The 19,437-nt window shown below is 45.8% G+C and carries 18 protein-coding genes and 1 other annotated feature; all 18 genes read right to left on the bottom strand.

Translation table 11 applies throughout. The features are described 5' to 3' along the window. Nucleotides 1-127: 127 nt before the first annotated feature. A complete protein-coding gene (locus tag ACXHJ2_RS00995) occupies nt 128-379 on the bottom strand; it encodes a ribosomal L7Ae/L30e/S12e/Gadd45 family protein (RefSeq protein WP_013373271.1) in 252 nt (83 codons plus the stop codon). 221 nt (nt 380-600) lie between these two features. Next, nucleotides 601-4,215 carry a DNA-directed RNA polymerase subunit beta' gene (gene rpoC / locus ACXHJ2_RS00990; protein ID WP_013373272.1) on the bottom strand — a complete coding sequence of 1,205 codons (3,615 nt, stop codon included), beginning with the start codon at nt 4,213-4,215 and terminating at the stop codon, nt 601-603. A 140-nt stretch (nt 4,216-4,355) separates the two neighbouring features. Then, nucleotides 4,356-7,901, bottom strand: coding sequence for a DNA-directed RNA polymerase subunit beta (gene rpoB, locus ACXHJ2_RS00985; RefSeq protein WP_063211168.1), 3,546 nt, complete (start codon nt 7,899-7,901; stop codon nt 4,356-4,358). Nucleotides 7,902-8,244: 343 nt separating this feature from the next. Then, nucleotides 8,245-8,859: a class I SAM-dependent methyltransferase gene (locus tag ACXHJ2_RS00980; protein WP_064962323.1), complete on the bottom strand. Its 615-nt coding sequence runs from the start codon at nt 8,857-8,859 to the stop codon at nt 8,245-8,247. A 156-nt stretch (nt 8,860-9,015) separates the two neighbouring features. Next, entirely contained in the window at nt 9,016-9,381 is a 366-nt protein-coding gene (gene rplL, locus ACXHJ2_RS00975; protein ID WP_013373275.1) for a 50S ribosomal protein L7/L12, read from the bottom strand. A gap of 68 nt (nt 9,382-9,449) precedes the next feature. Then, nucleotides 9,450-9,953 carry a 50S ribosomal protein L10 gene (gene rplJ, locus ACXHJ2_RS00970; RefSeq protein ID WP_040102790.1) on the bottom strand — a complete coding sequence of 168 codons (504 nt, stop codon included), beginning with the start codon at nt 9,951-9,953 and terminating at the stop codon, nt 9,450-9,452. Between the two features lie 73 nt (nt 9,954-10,026). After that, nucleotides 10,027-10,178 (bottom strand) — a sequence feature (ribosomal protein L10 leader region). Between the two features lie 68 nt (nt 10,179-10,246). After that, nucleotides 10,247-10,939, bottom strand: coding sequence for a 50S ribosomal protein L1 (rplA, locus tag ACXHJ2_RS00965; protein ID WP_007432594.1), 693 nt, complete (start codon nt 10,937-10,939; stop codon nt 10,247-10,249). An 87-nt stretch (nt 10,940-11,026) separates the two neighbouring features. Then, nucleotides 11,027-11,452, bottom strand: coding sequence for a 50S ribosomal protein L11 (gene rplK / locus ACXHJ2_RS00960; protein ID WP_007432595.1), 426 nt, complete (start codon nt 11,450-11,452; stop codon nt 11,027-11,029). A gap of 73 nt (nt 11,453-11,525) precedes the next feature. Continuing rightward, nucleotides 11,526-12,059: a transcription termination/antitermination protein NusG gene (gene nusG / locus ACXHJ2_RS00955; protein ID WP_007432596.1), complete on the bottom strand. Its 534-nt coding sequence runs from the start codon at nt 12,057-12,059 to the stop codon at nt 11,526-11,528. A 22-nt stretch (nt 12,060-12,081) separates the two neighbouring features. Next, nucleotides 12,082-12,273, bottom strand: coding sequence for a preprotein translocase subunit SecE (secE, locus tag ACXHJ2_RS00950; RefSeq protein ID WP_013312170.1), 192 nt, complete (start codon nt 12,271-12,273; stop codon nt 12,082-12,084). Between the two features lie 20 nt (nt 12,274-12,293). Further along, nucleotides 12,294-12,443, bottom strand: a complete 150-nt coding sequence (rpmG, locus tag ACXHJ2_RS00945) for a 50S ribosomal protein L33 (protein WP_013373278.1) — start codon at nt 12,441-12,443, stop codon at nt 12,294-12,296. A gap of 333 nt (nt 12,444-12,776) precedes the next feature. Beyond that, nucleotides 12,777-13,421, bottom strand: coding sequence for an RNA polymerase sporulation sigma factor SigH (gene sigH, locus ACXHJ2_RS00940; protein ID WP_016324748.1), 645 nt, complete (start codon nt 13,419-13,421; stop codon nt 12,777-12,779). 162 nt (nt 13,422-13,583) lie between these two features. After that, nucleotides 13,584-14,105: an NYN domain-containing protein gene (locus ACXHJ2_RS00935; RefSeq protein WP_013373280.1), complete on the bottom strand. Its 522-nt coding sequence runs from the start codon at nt 14,103-14,105 to the stop codon at nt 13,584-13,586. A 4-nt stretch (nt 14,106-14,109) separates the two neighbouring features. Then, nucleotides 14,110-14,856: a 23S rRNA (guanosine(2251)-2'-O)-methyltransferase RlmB gene (gene rlmB / locus ACXHJ2_RS00930; protein WP_013373281.1), complete on the bottom strand. Its 747-nt coding sequence runs from the start codon at nt 14,854-14,856 to the stop codon at nt 14,110-14,112. A gap of 56 nt (nt 14,857-14,912) precedes the next feature. Further along, nucleotides 14,913-15,371, bottom strand: a complete 459-nt coding sequence (locus ACXHJ2_RS00925) for a Mini-ribonuclease 3 (RefSeq protein ID WP_165084288.1) — start codon at nt 15,369-15,371, stop codon at nt 14,913-14,915. Continuing rightward, nucleotides 15,368-16,771: a cysteine--tRNA ligase gene (gene cysS, locus ACXHJ2_RS00920; RefSeq protein ID WP_165084290.1), complete on the bottom strand. Its 1,404-nt coding sequence runs from the start codon at nt 16,769-16,771 to the stop codon at nt 15,368-15,370. Before cysS ends, ACXHJ2_RS00925 begins: the two co-directional genes overlap by 4 nt. A 24-nt stretch (nt 16,772-16,795) precedes the next feature. Beyond that, nucleotides 16,796-17,476 (bottom strand): serine O-acetyltransferase, encoded by a 681-nt coding sequence (gene cysE / locus ACXHJ2_RS00915; RefSeq protein WP_013373284.1) that lies wholly within the window; start codon nt 17,474-17,476, stop codon nt 16,796-16,798. 481 nt (nt 17,477-17,957) lie between these two features. Then, entirely contained in the window at nt 17,958-19,418 is a 1,461-nt protein-coding gene (gltX, locus tag ACXHJ2_RS00910) for a glutamate--tRNA ligase (protein ID WP_165084292.1), read from the bottom strand. Nucleotides 19,419-19,437: the final 19 nt, after the last annotated feature.

Below are 19,437 nucleotides of genomic sequence, written 5' to 3'. Positions count from 1 at the left end.
TCCTCAATTTTTGCTGTTACTTTATAAACCTTATCTAAGCCCACAGACCCAGGCGGTTCATAAAAGAACAAATGAAAAGTCTTTGCCGCCAAGAATAACGATTCCCTAGACAAAAACGTTCCTTACCCTATTGTTTTACGATAGCAGCCATCGCGGCTCCCACTTCAATCCCGCATGCAGCTCCGAGATTTTTCATTGTATCTACGAGAGTCACTTTGACCCCGTGCTTATTGCATAAATCAATGATGTTGGAAGTGAAACGCTGATCTGCATCTTCTGCCACATATACTTCCGAGGCGAAGCCCAATTCTACCATACGAATGGTTTGTTTGGTACCGATTTTGACATGAGCATCTTGCAGTCCCTGTTCTTTAGACATATCTCATTCCTCCGAAAAGACCCAATAGCATATAGGCTGCTCACGCACCTTTGCTATATTAGCATTGACTATGAACAATGTCAAGACAATTATCAACTATAATCTATTTAAACAAAGTAATACGTTACATTTTTATAAGAAGCACCGGAGCACCGTTGCTACAACCTTTACCAAAGCTTATATCTACGGTGTTCCGGGCTTATCATACTATTTTTATATTACTACTCAGCTGAAATGGGTTCGAGCTCCTCAGATGAGGATTGCCCCTCTTCAGGCTGGGCAAATTTCACGCTACGGTAACGGTTCATACCTGTTCCCGCAGGGATCAATTTACCGATAATTACATTCTCCTTCAATCCAAGCAACTGATCGACTTTTCCTTTGATAGCTGCATCTGTCAGGACACGAGTAGTTTCCTGGAAGGAAGCTGCTGACAAGAAGGAGTCAGTTTCCAAAGACGCCTTGGTGATACCAAGAAGAACTGGTTTGGCTACCGCTGGTTCTTGGCCGCTGAGAATTGCTATCTTGTTTGCATTTTCATACTCATGCACATCAACAAATGAACCTGGAAGGAGTGTCGTGTCGCCCGCATCAATGATACGAATTTTACGCAACATTTGACGAATCATAACTTCTACGTGCTTGTCGTTGATTTCTACACCCTGGTTCCGGTATACACGTTGAACTTCCTGAAGGATATAGTTCTGCACCCCGCGAATACCTTTAATACGCAGCATTTCTTTAGGGTCAATCGAACCATCCGTCAGTTCGTCCCCGGCTTCCACAGTCATGCCTTCGCTTACGCGCAGACGTGAACCATAAGTGACCGAATAGGTTTTTGTTTCAGCTTCACCCTGAATGTCGATTTCGCGACGGTCTTTCCCTTCACGAACCTCTTTAACTACACCGTCAATTTCACTGATGGTTGCCTGACCTTTAGGATTACGCGCTTCAAAAAGCTCCTGGATACGAGGCAAACCTTGGGTGATATCGTCGCCCGCTACACCACCTGTGTGGAACGTACGCATGGTGAGCTGTGTCCCTGGTTCACCAATGGATTGAGCCGCGATAATACCAACCGCTTCACCAATCTCAACGTGCTTGCCAGTAGCCAGATTACGGCCGTAACATTTTTTGCAGACGCCATGTTTAGCACGGCAGCTTAGTACGGAACGAATTTGAACTTTATCCACACCAGCTTTAACGATCGCTTCAGCTTTGTTGGAGTCAATCAGTTCGTTGCGTCTAGCCAAGATTTCACCCGTTTCAGGATGACGTACGGTTTCGAAGCAATAGCGACCTTCCAGACGATCGTATAGGTCCTCAATGACTTCTTTACCATCCTGGATGCGACTTACTGTAAAGCCTTTATCCGTTCCGCAGTCATCTTCGCGCACGATAACATCCTGCGCCACATCAACGAGACGACGAGTTAGGTAACCAGAGTCAGCCGTACGTAAGGCTGTATCCGCCAAACCTTTACGCGCTCCGTGAGTGGAGATAAAGTACTCGAGTACTGTCAGACCTTCACGGAAGTTCGATTTGATTGGGAGCTCGATAATACGACCAGATGGATTCGCCATCAGTCCACGCATACCGCCAAGCTGGGTAATCTGTGATTTGTTACCACGCGCTTTAGAGTCAACCATCATCATGATAGAGTTGTAGCGATCCATGGATTTCATCAAAATGTCTGTGATATCGTCTTTAGCCTTAGACCAAATATCAATAATCCGGTCATAGCGTTCCTCGTTCGTAATCAGACCACGACGGTACTGATTGGTCACGACTTGTGCTTTATCATCAGATGCCTTAAGAATATCCTGTTTCTCTTGAGGTACAACTACGTCTGCCACAGCAACCGTCACACCTGCACGAGTAGAATACGTAAAGCCAAGCTGTTTGATCTTATCCAAAATCACGGCGGTTTCTGTCGTATGGTAAATCTCAAAGCAACGGGCGATGATATTACCAAGGTAATCCTTGCCCACTCCACCAGCTTGCGGAGCGTTCTGGATGGCTTCAGTAAGATTTACACCTTTCTCGTAAACAAAGAACTCTTCAGCAGTACCATAGAGCAGGTTGGCACGAGTAGCGTCATTGATATACGGGAAGCTTGCTGGGAAAATCTCATTAAAAATAATTTTACCCACGGTTGTAATCAACATCGCATCCTGCTGCTTCTCTGTAAAGCTCGTTTTATTCAAAGCTTTAACCGGAATAGCTACACGAGCATGTAGACCCGCTGTTCCGCGTTGGTAAGCCGAGATAGCCTCATTCGGGTTGCGAAGGATCATGTTGCTTCCTTCTTCTTCCTTGTTGTCCATAGTCAAATAGAATGAGCCGAGGACCATATCCTGGGAAGGAGTAACAACAGGCTTGCCGTCTTTTGGATTCAAAATGTTGCCGGATGCCAGCATGAGCAAACGAGCTTCCGCTTGAGCCTCTGCAGACAGCGGAACGTGAACCGCCATTTGGTCACCGTCAAAGTCGGCATTATATGCCGTACATACGAGCGGATGCAAACGAATCGCACGACCTTCAACCAAGATCGGTTCAAACGCTTGAATACCTAGTCTATGCAGCGTAGGGGCACGGTTTAGAAGAACCGGATGCTCCTTGATTACTTCTTCGAGTACATCCCACACTTCAGCACTCACACGCTCTACTTTCCGCTTCGCGCTCTTAATGTTGTGTGCCAAACCTTTGTTAACAAGCTCTTTCATAACAAAAGGCTTGAACAGCTCCAGCGCCATTTCTTTCGGCAGACCGCATTGGTACATCTTCAAGTACGGGCCTACTACGATAACGGAACGACCGGAATAGTCAACACGTTTCCCGAGCAAGTTTTGACGGAAACGTCCTTGTTTACCTTTCAGCATGTGGCTGAGGGATTTCAAAGGACGATTACCCGGACCTGTAACAGGACGACCACGACGACCATTATCAATCAGAGCGTCAACAGCTTCCTGCAGCATCCGTTTTTCATTTTGCACGATAATATCTGGCGCACCCAGATCTAACAAGCGTTTCAGACGGTTATTACGGTTAATAACACGACGATACAGATCATTAAGGTCAGAAGTAGCAAAACGTCCACCATCCAGCTGTACCATTGGACGAAGCTCAGGAGGAATAACAGGCAGTACGTCCATGATCATCCAATCCGGTTGGTTACCAGAGTTACGGAATGCCTCAATAACTTCAAGGCGTTTGATCGCACGGTTTCGACGTTGCCCTTGAGCCGTACGTAGCTCTTCTTTCAAGAATTCCAATTCTTTGTCTATATCTAAATCTTGAAGAAGCTTTTTAACCGCTTCAGCACCCATTCCCGCCTGGAATCCGTAGCCATATTTCTCACGGTAGCTGCGGTATTCTTTCTCGGACAGGAGTTGCTTTTTCTCCAAAGGCGTATCTCCTGGATCGGTTACAACATAAGATGCGAAGTAAATGATCTCTTCCAAAGATCTTGGAGACATATCAAGAGCAAGACCCATACGACTCGGAATGCCTTTGAAGTACCAAATGTGCGATACAGGAGCAGCCAACTCAATGTGGCCCATACGCTCACGGCGAACCTTAGCGCGAGTAACTTCTACTCCACAGCGGTCACAGACAACACCTTTATAGCGTACACGTTTGTACTTACCACAGTGACATTCCCAATCTTTCGTAGGTCCGAAAATTTTCTCGCAAAATAGTCCTTCTTTTTCCGGTTTAAGCGTACGATAGTTAATCGTCTCCGGTTTTTTGACTTCTCCGCGGGACCAAGAACGAATCTTTTCGGGGGAAGCAAGCCCGATTTTCATATATTCGAAATTGTTAACGTCCAACAAGGAGCAACCCTCCTTAACCAAATCCTGAGTTTTTAGGTTTGATACCGCCCGGCAGCACCGGGCGGTATCAAGAAGCCTGATCCATCCAAAAATGGATCAAAGCATATAACAAAGCTGATATGAGTCAGTCAGCAGTCACACTACTCTACGCCAACCTCAGAGCCTTCCAGATTCAAACTCAGCTTATCGCCAGTTGTGTCATCTTCATCATCAAGCTCTCTCATTTCGATCTCTTGTTCGTCTTCAGACAGAATCTTCACGTCCATACCCAAGCTTTGCAGCTCTTTGATCAAGACCTTGAATGATTCAGGAACACCTGGTTCAGGGACATTTTCACCTTTGACGATGGATTCGTAAGTTTTAACACGTCCAACCACATCATCGGATTTCACAGTCAAAATTTCCTGAAGCGTGTACGCTGCACCGTAAGCTTCCAGTGCCCATACTTCCATCTCCCCGAAGCGCTGACCACCGAATTGAGCTTTACCACCCAATGGCTGTTGCGTAACGAGAGAGTAAGGACCTGTAGAACGGGCATGGATTTTATCGTCTACCATGTGCGCCAGTTTGATCATGTGCATGACACCGACAGTAACTTCACGTTCAAAACGATCACCTGTACGTCCATCATACAACACCGTTTTACCATTGCGTTGCATACCCGCTTCTTCCATCGTATCAAATACGTCATACTCCTTGGCACCATCGAATACTGGAGTTGCCACATGGATACCAAGACGCATTGCAGCCATACCCAGATGCACTTCAAGCACCTGTCCGATGTTCATCCGCGAAGGTACGCCCAGCGGGTTCAGTACGACTTGTACTGGAGTGCCATCCGGCAAGAATGGCATATCTTCTTCAGGCAGAATACGGGCAACGACACCCTTGTTACCGTGACGTCCAGCCATTTTATCGCCTTCGGAAATTTTACGTTTTTGAGCAATGTATACGCGCACCAACTGGTTTACACCCGGTGGCAGCTCATCGCCATTTTCACGTGTAAATACTTTAACATCTACAACGATCCCGTCGGTTCCGTGAGGGACTCTCAAGGAAGTATCACGAACCTCGCGCGCCTTCTCACCGAAGATCGCATGCAAGAGACGTTCTTCAGCTGTCAACTCAGTCACACCCTTAGGTGTTACTTTACCAACAAGAATGTCACCTGCGGCGATTTCCGCACCGATGCGAATGATGCCGCGTTCATCTAGATTACGAAGCGCTTCTTCACCAACATTCGGAATATCACGAGTAATTTCTTCTGGTCCAAGCTTCGTATCACGAGCTTCAGATTCGTATTCCTCGATATGGATCGAGGTGTATACATCCTCTTTAACCAATTTCTCGCTCAGCAAGATAGCATCCTCGTAGTTATAACCTTCCCAAGTCATGAACGCTACGACAACGTTACGTCCCAGTGCCAACTCACCCATCTCGGTGGAAGGACCATCGGCAAGAATATCGCCAACCTTGACAATATCACCTCTGTTCACAATCGGACGCTGGTTGATGCATGTTCCTTGGTTAGAACGCATAAATTTGTGTAATTTATACTTAACAATATCGCCTTTTACTTCAGCACCATCTACCGTTTCAATACGACGCAGCCAAATTTCGTTAGCCGAAGAACGTTCAATTACCCCGTTGTACTTGGACACAACGCAAACACCAGAATCTTTTGCAGACTTATGTTCCATCCCTGTTCCTACCAAAGGCGCTTTCGGAATCAGCAGTGGGACAGCCTGCCGCTGCATGTTGGAACCCATCAATGCGCGGTTCGAGTCATCGTTCTCCAGGAACGGAATCAGTGCAGTTGCGACCGATACGACCTGTTTAGGCGATACGTCCATGTAATCAACACGGCTACTTGCCATTGGAATAATGTTATCAGACTGCTTGTTATAGCGGACAATAACGATTTCATCCTTAAAGGTGTTTTCTTCTGTTAGTTCCGCATTTGCCTGAGCAACGATGTAGTTATCTTCCTCATCAGCAGTCAGGTAATCAATCTGGTCTGTAACTTTTCCGGTTTTCGGATCTACCCAACGATAAGGAGCTTCGATAAATCCATACTCATTAATACGTGCGAAAGTGGACAAAGAGTTGATCAAACCAATGTTCGGTCCCTCTGGTGTCTCGATAGGACACATACGGCCGTAGTGACTTGGATGGACGTCACGTACTTCCATGCCCGCGCGTTCGCGCGTCAAACCGCCGGGTCCGAGTGCAGACAGACGACGTTTGTGCGTTAATTCAGCAAGCGGATTTGTCTGATCCATAAACTGAGACAGCTGGGAGCTACCAAAGAACTCTTTAATCGACGCAATGACCGGACGTATGTTAATCAGCGCCTGTGGCGTGATTACATTAGCATCCTGAATCGACATTCTTTCGCGCACCACGCGTTCCATACGGGACAAACCGATCCGGAACTGATTTTGAAGCAACTCACCTACAGAACGCAAACGACGGTTACCCAAATGGTCAATATCGTCCGTACTTCCGATTCCGTGAAGCAAGTTAATAAAATAACTGATGGAGGAAATAATATCGGCAGGCGTAATGTTCTTAACCGATTTATCGATATTCCCATTGGCAATCAGTTTTACCACTTTACCGTCTTCAATTGGCGAGAATACATCAATCGTTTGAAGCGGAATATCGTTGCTTTCTAAAACACCACTAGCAACATGATACGTACGATGTCCAACCGACTCTTCCAGTTGAGCCAAAATCTCGTCCAACAGGCGGCGGTCTACCATTTGCCCTGCTTCAGCAATGATTTCGCCAGTTGTCGTATCAATCAGGGTCTCAGCAAGCCGTTGATTGAACAGACGGTTTTTGATGTGAAGCTTTTTATTGATTTTGTAACGACCTACGTTGGCCAGATCATAACGTTTTGGATCAAAGAAGCGTGCAACAAGCAAGCTTTTTGCGTTATCTAATGTAGGCGGCTCACCCGGACGAAGACGCTCATAAATTTCGATCAGCGCTTTCTCCGTGGAATCCGTGTTGTCTTTATCAAGTGTGTTGCGGATATATTCGTCATTGCCGAGCAAATCCAGAATCTCAGCATCAGTGCCAAAGCCAAGCGCACGCAGCAACACCGTAACCGGAATTTTACGGGTACGGTCAATCCGGACATAGATAATATCCTTCGCATCCATCTCCAGTTCGAGCCAAGCCCCCCGGTTAGGAATTACCGTTGCGGTGTATGTTGTTTTCGCATTCTTGTCGACTTTTGTGCTGAAATAGACGCTGGGAGAGCGAACCAACTGGCTGACAATAACCCGTTCCGCACCGTTAATAATAAACGTACCCGTTTCAGTCATCAGCGGGAAGTCTCCCATGAATACTTCCTGCTCTTTCACTTCCCCGGTTTCTTTATTAATAAGCCGGACTTTTACCCGAAGCGGTGCTGCATACGTAACGTCGCGTTCCTTTGCGTCGTCAACGGTATATTTGGGTTCTCCGAGAGAGTAATCGATAAACTCCAGAATCAGATTTCCTGTGAAATCTTGAATTGGAGAAATATCCCGAAACATTTCCCGTAATCCTTCCTCCAAAAACCAATCATAGGATTTTTGTTGGATCTCAATCAGGTTGGGAACCTCGAGTACCTCATTAATACGTGCATAACTGCGCCGAGTGCGTCGACCATATTGAACAAGATGTCCTGCCAACTTAAACTCACCCCTCATGTCTACTCACTTTAAAAATACATTGCGAACCTCTGTTTGTGACCTTATAATAAGACACATACAGAAGATTCGATCTTACAAATACAGAAAAGCCCTTACTCGAATGCATTCGAAAAAAGAGCGACGTATCTGCGGAATCCTCTTGCCGGAAGATCTTCATCACTTGTAGATTTGCCCAAAATGGTTATATTATACGTAATAGGTATAAATACTATACCCTGTTACGCATAAATCTATTGACATTTCAACAAACTAAAGCCATGGAGGGCATCCTAATACTGACATTTTATAATGATATCACAGACCAGGACTCAAGTCAATGGTCCTATTGCATTTTTCTAAAAGTTTTTTCTGCCTTCAGAATCCGATAACCTTTATCCTTCGTAACTTCCTCCACATAACCAAAAAGGCTCTCTATTTTAGCGCTCGCCGAAGGAGCACCCTGTTTTTTCTGGATGACGACCCACAAAGCTCCACCCTCGTTTAAATGCTCATATGCAAGTTCAAAAATGGTGTGCACCGTTTCCTTCCCTGCACGTATAGGAGGATTCGTCAAGATCACGTCAAAACGTTCGTGTTGCACTTCTGCAAACAAATCACTTTGCTTAATGGTGACATTTTTAATCCCATTACGCTCCGCATTCTCTATCGCTAGTTGAACGGCTCGCTCGTTAATATCAACCATTGTAATGTGTCCGTCTGGGACAAGCGTTGCCGCCGTCAAACCAATCGGTCCGTAGCCACATCCTACATCCAATACCGAGGCATTTGTAGGAAGTTGCATAGCTTCAATCAGCACTCGACTCCCATAATCAATTCCCTGTTTTGAAAAAACGCCTGAATCGCTGGCAAATCGATAGGAACGTCCACGTAGTACTGTTTCTAAACTTCGTCGTTCATGCGCCGTCTCTGGCCGTTTGGAGTAATAATGATCAGCCATTCACGCCCACCTCTTTCGGTTGTACGGTCGTACTAACATCATAGCCTTTAGAATAATATCTCAGACCTGTTTATAATACCGTTTTACAGCAACAAACCCCTTGAAGATCACCTCAAGGGGTTTGTTTTAATTCATTGGCTGCTAGAGAGCAGTCAATTATTTTACTTCTACAGAAGCGCCTGCTTCTTCCAATTTTGCTTTAACGGATTCAGCTTCTTCTTTTGCAACTTTTTCTTTCAGTGGTTTTGGAGCGTTGTCAACCAGTTCTTTTGCTTCTTTCAGGCCAAGACCTGTGATTTCGCGAACTGCTTTGATAACGTTGATTTTGGAAGCGCCAGCGCTTGTCAAGATTACGTCGAACTCGGATTGCTCAGCTTCTGCTGCGCCACCTGCTGCGCCACCTGCTACAGCTACTGGAGCTGCTGCAGTTACGCCGAATTCTTCTTCGATTGCTTTCACGAGATCGTTCAGTTCCAATACGGACATACCTTTAATTGCTTCCAAGATTTGCTCTTTACTCATGGTTGAACCTCCATTTAAATTCGTATTTTTTTGTTCTTAACTGCTATACAGCAGGTTTAAATCCCAACTTATGCACTTTGCTCTTCTTTATCTGCAACAGCTTTAACTGCAAGCGCGAAGTTGCGCATAGGAGCTTGAAGCACGCTGAGGAGCATGGAAAGGAGACCTTCGCGGGATGGCAGTTCTGCCAGCGCTTTGATTTCCTCAACACCGATCACACGACCTTCTACAACTGCACCTTTCAGTTCCAATGCATTGTTTTTCTTAGCGAAATCGTTCAAGATTTTAGCTGCAGACACTGCATCATCTTTACCGAACGCGATTGCAGTAGGACCTGTCAATACTGCGTCCAGTTCAGTCAATCCTGCTTCCGCAGTTGCACGGCGGAGCAGTGTGTTTTTCAGCACTTGAAATTCGATTCCGGCTTCGCGAAGCTGCTTACGCAGCTCAGTTACTTGGGCAACATTCAGACCGCGATAGTCTGCAACTACAGTTGTTACGCTCTCGCGCAATTTTGCAGCTACAACTTCAACAGCTTCTTGTTTTGCTTGAATCACCTTTGCATTTGCCAAACTGTACACCTCCTGATCAATTTATCTACTTTGTTCGAAACACCCATTCTGGTGATCTACCAAAGTCGTTTTCATGAGCATGAAAAAAGCCTCCGTAGAGTACGAAGGCTTGATAAATCTACATGGACGGGACAAGCCCGTCACATGAAACGTTCTATCATAACACCTCGGTAGGAAATTAAGCCCGAAGGCACCTACTGTCTACGGTAAGCATATTCAACTTTAACGGTCAGTCACAATGACTCACAACTTTTACAGAATAACAAATTCAATTGAACCTGTCAATAAAAATATTATCTGTAAACAGATGCGTTCACACGTGCACTTGGTCCCATAGTCGAAGAAATAGCGATGTTTTTCAGGTATACACCTTTAGCAGCCGCTGGCTTCGCACGGTTCAAGGCTTCAATCAAGGCTTTAAGGTTTTCGTTCAGTTGTTCAGCACTGAAAGAAGCTTTGCCGATTGGTGCGTGAATTTGACCTGCTTTGTCGAGACGGTATTCGATTTTACCGGCTTTAATTTCTTGAACAGCCTTGGCAACATCGAAAGTAACTGTGCCTGCTTTAGGGTTAGGCATCAAACCTTTACCACCGAGCAAACGACCCAGTTTACCAACCTCACTCATCATATCAGGTGTCGCAACGCAGACGTCGAATTCGAACCAGCCTTGTTGGATTTTGTTGATCATATCTTGATCGCCAACAAAATCAGCGCCAGCCGCTTCCGCTTCTTTCACTTTGTCACCTTTTGCAAATACCAGAACACGTTGTGTTTTACCCGTACCATGTGGCAGGACAACAACACCACGAACAGCCTGGTCTTGTTTACGGGAATCTACGCCCAGACGAACTGCAGCTTCAACGGTTTCGTCGAATTTAGCAGTTGCAGCCTTTTTCACCAATTCAACGGCTTCCAAAGGCTCATAAGTTGCTTCGCTGTCAATCAGCTTAGCAGCTTCCAGGTACTTCTTACCATGTTTAGCCATTATCTTTTCCTCCTTATGTGGTATTAGCGGATATTCCTCCCACACTTACCGGACAGTCAAACTGCCGGCACACGTAGATTAATAAAATTAATCTACGATGGTGATACCCATGCTGCGAGCAGTACCTTCAACCATACGCATTGCCGATTCTACGGAAGCTGCGTTAAGGTCAGGCATTTTTTGCTCTGCAATTTGACGAACAGCAGCGCGATTTACAGTTGCAACTTTCGTTTTATTCGGTTCACCGGAACCTTTTTCGATTTTAGCAGCAACTTTCAACAGAACAGCAGCCGGTGGAGTTTTGGTGATGAACGTAAAAGAACGATCCTCAAATACCGAAATTTCAACCGGAATAATCAGGCCTGCTTGATCAGCAGTACGAGCATTGAACTCTTTACAGAATGCCATAATGTTGACACCTGCTTGACCCAAAGCTGGACCTACTGGAGGCGCTGGATTAGCTTTCCCTGCAGGAATCTGCAGTTTTACCATTTTAATTACCTTTTTTGCCATGGATGACACCTCCTTGACTCAATAGTGGTAGACGGACCTATTGATCCTCCCACAAGAAACCTGTAAGAAAAATCTATATTTTCTCCACTTGAGTATAATCCAACTCAAGCGGGGTTTCCCGTCCAAACATGTTGACGTGAACCTTAAGCTTGCTCTTCTCAACCAAAATTTCTTCCACGGAGCCCACAAAATTCGCAAAAGGACCAACTTTAATTCGCACGGATTCCTTAACATCGAATTCAATCTTCGGTTTCGGCTCTACCATGCCCATATGCTTCAGAATCTGTTCAACTTCTTCCGGAAGCAATGGCGTCGGTTTGGAACCCGAGCCTGTCGACCCTACAAATCCCGTAACACCTGGTGTGTTGCGTACAACATACCAAGAATCATCGGTTTGGACCATTTCGACCAAGACATAACCAGGGTAGACTTTACGCATAACGGTTTTTTTCTTACCGTCCTTGGTTACCAGTTCTTCTTCCATAGGAACAAGAACACGGAATATCTTGTCTTCCATGCCCATGGACTCAACGCGTTTTTCCAAATTGGCTTTGACTTTGTTCTCATACCCTGAATAGGTATGAACGACGTACCATCTTTTTTCCATATCAAGCCACCTGGAACCCTTCCTAGATAATCGCTTCGATCACAGCGGAAATGCCGATATCGAGAACCCAAAAATAAATCGTGACGAACGCAATCGTCCCTATGACAATCAGCGTATAGTTGGTCAGTTCTTTACGATTGGGCCAGCGAACTTTCTTGAGTTCAGCCCAGCTTTCAGAGAAAAAGGAAAACAGAGACTTGAAACTGCGTTTCACGCCGACTACACCTCCAAAAACTATCTGGTTTCCCGATGAGAAGTCTGTTCGTTACAGGACTTACAGAATTTCTTCATCTCCATGCGGTCGGGGTGATTACGCTTGTTTTTCGTCGTTGTGTAATTTCTTTGTTTGCAATTTGTACAAGCCAAAGTAATAATTACCCGCATGATGTGCACCTCCCGAAGACATCCAACACCGGAAGTCTCATAATTGATCCTAAAAAAAACCGCGAATTTAGGCCTACCTAAAACACTTTATCACACGGGGTTTTCCATGTCAACGAATGTTTGCATACATTTCGCAGTCTCGGTTGTGGTGCATTTTTACATCTGCCCATCCTTTGGAGCTGTTCTCTGAAATACTGCTTCAAAATCAAAGCGATATCTATTATTCATCTTTTTTAGTATAAATCATTTACAACACTTATAAACCTGCACAGCTTACCCAAAACGAATAAAAAAAGACTCAAACTCGAGCCTTTTCCATGTCAGCCTCTACTTTCAACTATCCCTTACTTCCAGATACTTTTCAAGTTTACGCTTGACCCGTTGCAGCGCGTTATCAATGGATTTAACATGGCGGTCAAGATCCTCTGCAATCTCCTGATACGAACGTCCGTCCAGATACAACATAAGTACCTTGCGTTCTAGCTCGCTCAGAATCTCGGACATTTTGTCCTCAAGACCCACAAACTCTTCCTGATTGATAATCAGCTCTTCAGGGTCACTTACTTGTGTTCCACAAATCACATCGAGCAACGTCCGGTCTGACTCTTCATCATAGATGGGCTTGTCCAGAGATACGTAAGAGTTCAGAGGAATGTGCTTTTGTCGTGTAGCCGTCTTAATTGCCGTAATAATCTGTCGTGTAATGCACAACTCGGCGAAAGCCTTAAACGAAGCAAGCTTGTCTCCCTTAAAATCACGAATGGATTTGTAGAGACCAATCATGCCCTCCTGAATAATATCCTCGCGATCAGCACCAATCAGGAAGTAGGATCTGGCCTTGGCCCGCACAAAGTTCCGGTACTTGTTAATCAGAAACTCCAGCGCTTCCCCATCACCTTCATGGACTGCTCCGACAATGTCTTCATCATTTTTGTAATCAAACTTTGACAACATGATATCTTTGAGGTCCACACTCACTAACAATCCCTCCGGCTGCAACGCAAGGTACCCGTTACTCTCTCAAATATACGACAAGTATACGCGATGTAACCTGATACCGTCAACCACAACAACCTAAAAAAGAAGAGCGCTAACAAAATTGTCAATGGTTTCAAAATGGAGAGTGCACCAATTATTGGATCATTCTCTTCTCCATCGTTCGAACAGCTTTCGAAGCTCCGGACTCAGCTTGGCATCCAACGAGTTGCGAGACAATTTGGCGTTATCCTGCTGAATTCGCTTCTGGACTTCCCTTTCAGATTCCTCAATCTCGATCAGCAATTCTCGTGCCGATACTCTGAGTGCTCCTTGGCCAAAAGCAACATGCTGCTCTACCTGATCACTTGTCGCTACGTAAATGCTTCTTCTCTTGCTGCTCAGCTCCCGAACCAATCGTTCGATGCATTCGTCGGCTGTCTCTTTTTCTCTAGTAAAATAAATCTGGACTTTGCTCTGGGCAAAGGTTTTACCTAATCCTGGCACCCTGTAAGCATCAAACACGACGATGACTCTTCTGCCCGAATACGCCTGATGATCCGCCAGTCGTTCAAGAAGTCTGTCCCTCGCTTCCTGCATACCAGATTGTACCAGTGCGGAAAGTTCGGGCCAGGCTCCAATCATGTTGTAACCGTCCACAAGCAGAACATCCCGCGTGTCAGCCATATCGTTAGCTCCGTGCCTGTCGTCCGCGCAAGACTTCGTACATGACGACACCTGCAGCTACAGAAGCATTGAGAGAATTGATTTGTCCCGCCATCGGCAGCTTGACAAGTACATCACATTTCTCACGGATCAAACGGCCCATTCCTTTATTTTCGTTACCAATGACAATCGCTACAGGACCGGTGAATACCCCATTCCCAAAGACGGGATCGGTTGCTGTAACATCCGTGCCAACTACCCATACACCTTCTTCTTTAAGACGGTCAATGGTTTGCCCCAGATTGCTCACCCGTGCCACTGGAACGTACTCCACAGCACCCGCCGATGTTTTAGACACCGTTACAGTTACAGCTGCTGAACGCCTTTTTGGCACTATAATACCGTGTGCTCCAGTGCAATCCGCCGTACGAAGGATGGAGCCCAAGTTATGAGGATCTTCAATTTCATCCAGCAAAATCAAAAACGGCTCTTCGCCTTTAGCACGAGCACTAGCAAGCAAGTCTTCCACTTCAGCGTAGGCAAAAGGTGCTGCTTGCGCAACCACTCCCTGATGCTGAATGCCTGGAACCATTTGATCGAGCTTACGCTTGTCTACCTGCAAAACAATGATTCCTGCTTTTTTCGCCTCAGCTGTAATCGGCAATGTCAAATGCTTTTGTGCATTATCCGCAATCCAAATTTTATTTATCGTCCTGCCTGAACGCAGCGCCTCTGTTACCGAATGCTTACCGGCAATCCATTCTTCTTCCATCTCTAGCTTCCTCCCGGAAAACGGTTGATATTCAATTCATCCAATCCGTCCCCAATTTATGATTTTTCGGTATTTTCCATTTGTGCAATTCCGTACGTAATCAACTCTGTCAATCTGTCCAAATGTCCATCACAATACAGATAACCAATCAATCCTTCCAGTGCTGTAGCGTGTCGATACTCAAGCACATCAGCATTTTTAGGCAGGCTCCCTGACTTGGCATTTCTTCCTTGTCGGACAATGTCACGCTCGTCATCCGTCAGCACTGTTTCTAGCAACCCCAACATACGACTCTGTGCCTTGGCAGAGACTAGCTTTGTAGCTCGTCGATGTAAATGATTGGGACGCAGGTTGGGGTGTGTCAACAGATATTGCCGGACAGCCACCTCATACACTGCATCACCAATGTAAGCTAACGCAATAGGGGGCATCAAGCGAGCCGGCTTGGACGCAGGATACGGAAACCAGTTTCCTGCGCCTTTCACAGCTCCTGAATTCAGTGGCTTATCACTCATTTCCGCCGCCACCGCATCCCCTGGGCCGTATCTTCAAGCACAATGCCTTTAGTAGCTAACAAATCGCGAATTTCGTCAGCTCTACTCCAGTTTTTAGTTTTACGAGCTTCGACACGTTCTGCAATTAACTGCTCAACTTCGCCATCCAGCAGCTCTTCACTCGATTCTGAATAAATGCGAAGCACCGTATTCATCGAATGGAAAGTATGCAGCACCGCTTGCAATTCCGCCTGATTGACAACATCACGCTGCAACAAAAGATTGGCTTCGCTGACCCATTCGAACACCGCAGTAATCGCATCAGGCGTATTGAAATCATCATCCATTTTTTCGCCAAACTGCTGCAGTATCCCGTCAAGCTTCATTTGCAGCTCAGCCGATACTTTTTCATTACCTTTCAAAGCAATGGCTAAACGATGCTTTACATTGGCGACTGCATTGGCAATCCGTTCGACACTATTCTCCGCCTGACTCATCGTCTCTTGGTTGTAGTTCAAAGGATTGCGGTAATGTGTCGACAGCATAAAATAACGCAAAGCCTCGGGCTTGTGGCGAGCACGCAGATCTTTAACCAAAATACCGTTACCGAGTGATTTCGACATTTTTTCATTATCTATGCGAATATATCCGTTATGCATCCAGTAGCGAGATAATGGTTTACCCGTAATCACTTCAGATTGTGCACATTCACATTCATGATGCGGAAATTGCAGATCCTGTCCGCCTCCATGAATATCCAGCGTATCCCCCAAATAGTGACGAGCCATAGCAGAGCATTCGATATGCCAGCCTGGGCGTCCATCTCCCCAAGGACTTGACCAGTAAATTTCTCCCGGTTTCGCTGCTTTCCAGAGTACAAAATCCTCGGCATTCTCCTTGCGTTCATCCACATTGATGCGAATCCCAAACTGGAGCTCCTCCAAATTTTGACCTGACAGCTGTCCGTAGTCTTTAAACTTTTTGGTCCGGTAGAAGACATCACCATCATTCTCATAGGCATAGCCTTTGTCTACCAGATCCTTGATAAAATCAATAATCAGAACCATGCTCTCGGTTACACGAGGATTTATGCTGGCAGCAGGAACATTCAATCCTGCCAGATCCTCATGATAGGCAGCAATAAACTTCTCAGCAACTGCCGGAACCGCCATATTAAGTTCCCGAGCTTTGCGGATCAACTTATCATCGACATCCGTAAAATTCACCACATAGTTTACATCATAGCCCAAATACTCCAAGTAGCTGCGTACCACGTCAAACACAATTACAGGCCGTGCATTACCAATATGAATGTAATCATACACTGTAGGACCACATACATACATTTTAACCTTTCCAGGCTCCAGTGGCACAAAAGGCTCCCGGCTCCTCGTCATTGTATTATAAATTTGAAGCGACATCGTTATGTTCCTCCCTCATGAAAATTATCCTTGTAATTTATTCTCTTGGGTCACCTGATGTTTCTGAGCAGATTGCTCCTCCTTCAAATCAGACAATTCTGCTCGCAATCGTTCTATTTCCATTTGAAGAGACCGTATAGAATCGACGACCGGATCAGGCAATTGGTGACTAAGTCGATCTGGACGTCTGCCATCCTGTCTGACCACTCGCCCTGGGATGCCCACTACCGTACTGTTTGGCGGAACTTCTTTTAGCACAACCGAGTTGGAGCCAATGTTGGATTGCGCCCCAATCGTAAATGAACCCAATATTTTTGCACCGGAGCCTATAACGACATTATTCCCAATGGTGGGGTGACGCTTCCCTTTCTCTTTTCCAGTCCCTCCAAGAGTAACCCCCTGATACAACACGACATCGTCGCCAATTTCACAGGTTTCGCCAATGACAACACCCATGCCGTGGTCAATGAACAGCCGATCTCCGATACGAGCGCCAGGATGAATTTCAATTCCTGTCATAAACCTCGATACCTGGGATATAACACGGGCTAGAGTACACCACTTTCGCAAATAAAACCAATGTGCGATTCGGTGTGCCCAAAGGGCATGAACGCCAGAATACGTAAAAATGACTTCCAGCTTACTCCGGGCGGCCGGATCATTATCCAAAACAGTTTGAATATCGGATTTGAAATGCCTGAACATGTCGCCCTCCTCTTCCCTCCATATCCTCGCCGCATCACACTTCAGATTTCGCCAATTTTCGTAGTCACTAGCACGCTTCGACAATTTTCAATCTACAGCGAGTCTGAATCTGATAAAAATGAAAAAGCGCCTCCGCAGCCTAGGCTGCAGAGACGCATATACGTGGTCCCACTCTGCTTCGAACATATCTGCTACAAAAAAAGCAGAAAAGTCCGTCTTTGGCGTCCTGTAACGGGAACGAATCGGCAAGCCCTTGCCGCATTAGCATTGTAGGCTAACGAGGGTTCGGGCGCACGGCTCCCAGGCGCATTTCCTCCGCAGGTCATCTAGACGGTTCTCAGCCTGGGGTTTCCCCTCAACCGTCCTCTCTGGTAGATGCCCTTATGCAGTGTACTTCTCCTGTTCGCAGCCTTTACACGTAAGTATCAATCCATATCAATGGAGTCATTATAGCGAAAAGACAACAAATTGACAAGAAATATCAGCCTTTAATTTGTGCCTTAAGACGGTCCAACACCTTGTCACGTCCAAGTAAATAGATGGTCTCGTTCAGATCCCGTCCATGAGTTTGACCTGTAAGGGCCACACGAATCGGCATGAACAGCTGTTTCCCCTTAAAACCAGTTTCCTTTTGAACTTCCTTGATCAGCTTGGCCATTTGTGGAGCTGTAAATTCCTCGCTCGTTTCAACCTTGCCTGCAAAGGCTCTAAGTACTTCAGGAACCTGCTCTTCGGCCAGAACAGCCGCCGCATCAGCATCCAACTCCAGATGCGAACGGAAAAACAACTCAGACAACGCCACAATATCAGACGCTGAAGTCATTTGTTCTTGGTATAAGCGGACAAGAGCTTTAGCCCAATCCTGTTGTTCCGTCGATAATTCATTTGGTAACAGCCCTGCTGCCTGCAAATGTGGAATGGCCATGCTGGCAATCCGCTCAGGATCAGCTTTTTTAATATAATGATTATTCAAATAAGCAAGCTTGTTTGTATCAAATACAGCTGGGCTTTTGGACAAACGATTAGGATCGAAAATCGAAATCAGTTGTTCCCGATCATAGATCTCTTCCTCGCCTTCCGGAGACCAGCCCAACAGCGCAATAAAGTTGAATATAGCTTCCGGCAGATAGCCCAGCTTATCGTACTGCTCCATGAACTGAATAATGGATTCATTTCGTTTGCTGAGCTTTTTGTGATCCTCGCCTACGATCAGCGTCATATGACCAAAGCGTGGAGGCTCCCAGCCGAGAGCTTCAAAAATCATCAACTGCCGCGGTGTATTGGATACATGATCTTCGCCCCGTAGTACATGCGATATTTTCATCAAATAGTCGTCAACCGCTACGGCGAAGTTATATGTCGGAATACCGTCTTTTTTGACGATAACAAAATCGCCGCTTTCCTTGGAATTGAACGTAATTTGACCTTTAACCATATCATCAAACGTATATTCACGATCTTCTGGTACGCGAAAACGAATACTTGGTACACGGCCCTCTGCTTCAAATGCTTGGCACTGTTCTTCTGTTAAATCACGGTGTTTTCCTGAGTAACGTGGTGTCTCCCCACGTTCCATCTGTTCTTCACGCTCGCGTTCAAGCTCCTCTTCCGTGCAATAACAGCGGTATGCCAGACCACGATCCAGCAAATCCTGCCAGTATGTTTTGTAGATGTCCAAGCGTTCGGTCTGGCGATAAGGTCCAAACTCGCCGCCCACGTCTATACTTTCATCCCAGTCCATGCCTAACCATTTCAAATATTTAAGCTGGCTTTCTTCTCCACCTTCAATATTGCGTTTCACATCTGTGTCTTCGATGCGGATAATAAATTTCCCGCCTTGATTGCGGGCAAACAAATAATTAAATAATGCTGTTCTGGCATTGCCAATATGCAGATGCCCTGTAGGACTTGGTGCATAGCGTACACGAACTTCCGTGCTCATATAATCTCCTCCAAATAGA

It is taken from the genome of Paenibacillus sp. ALE3 (assembly GCF_054113405.1).
This window is presented reverse-complemented; position numbering and strand designations above follow the sequence as displayed.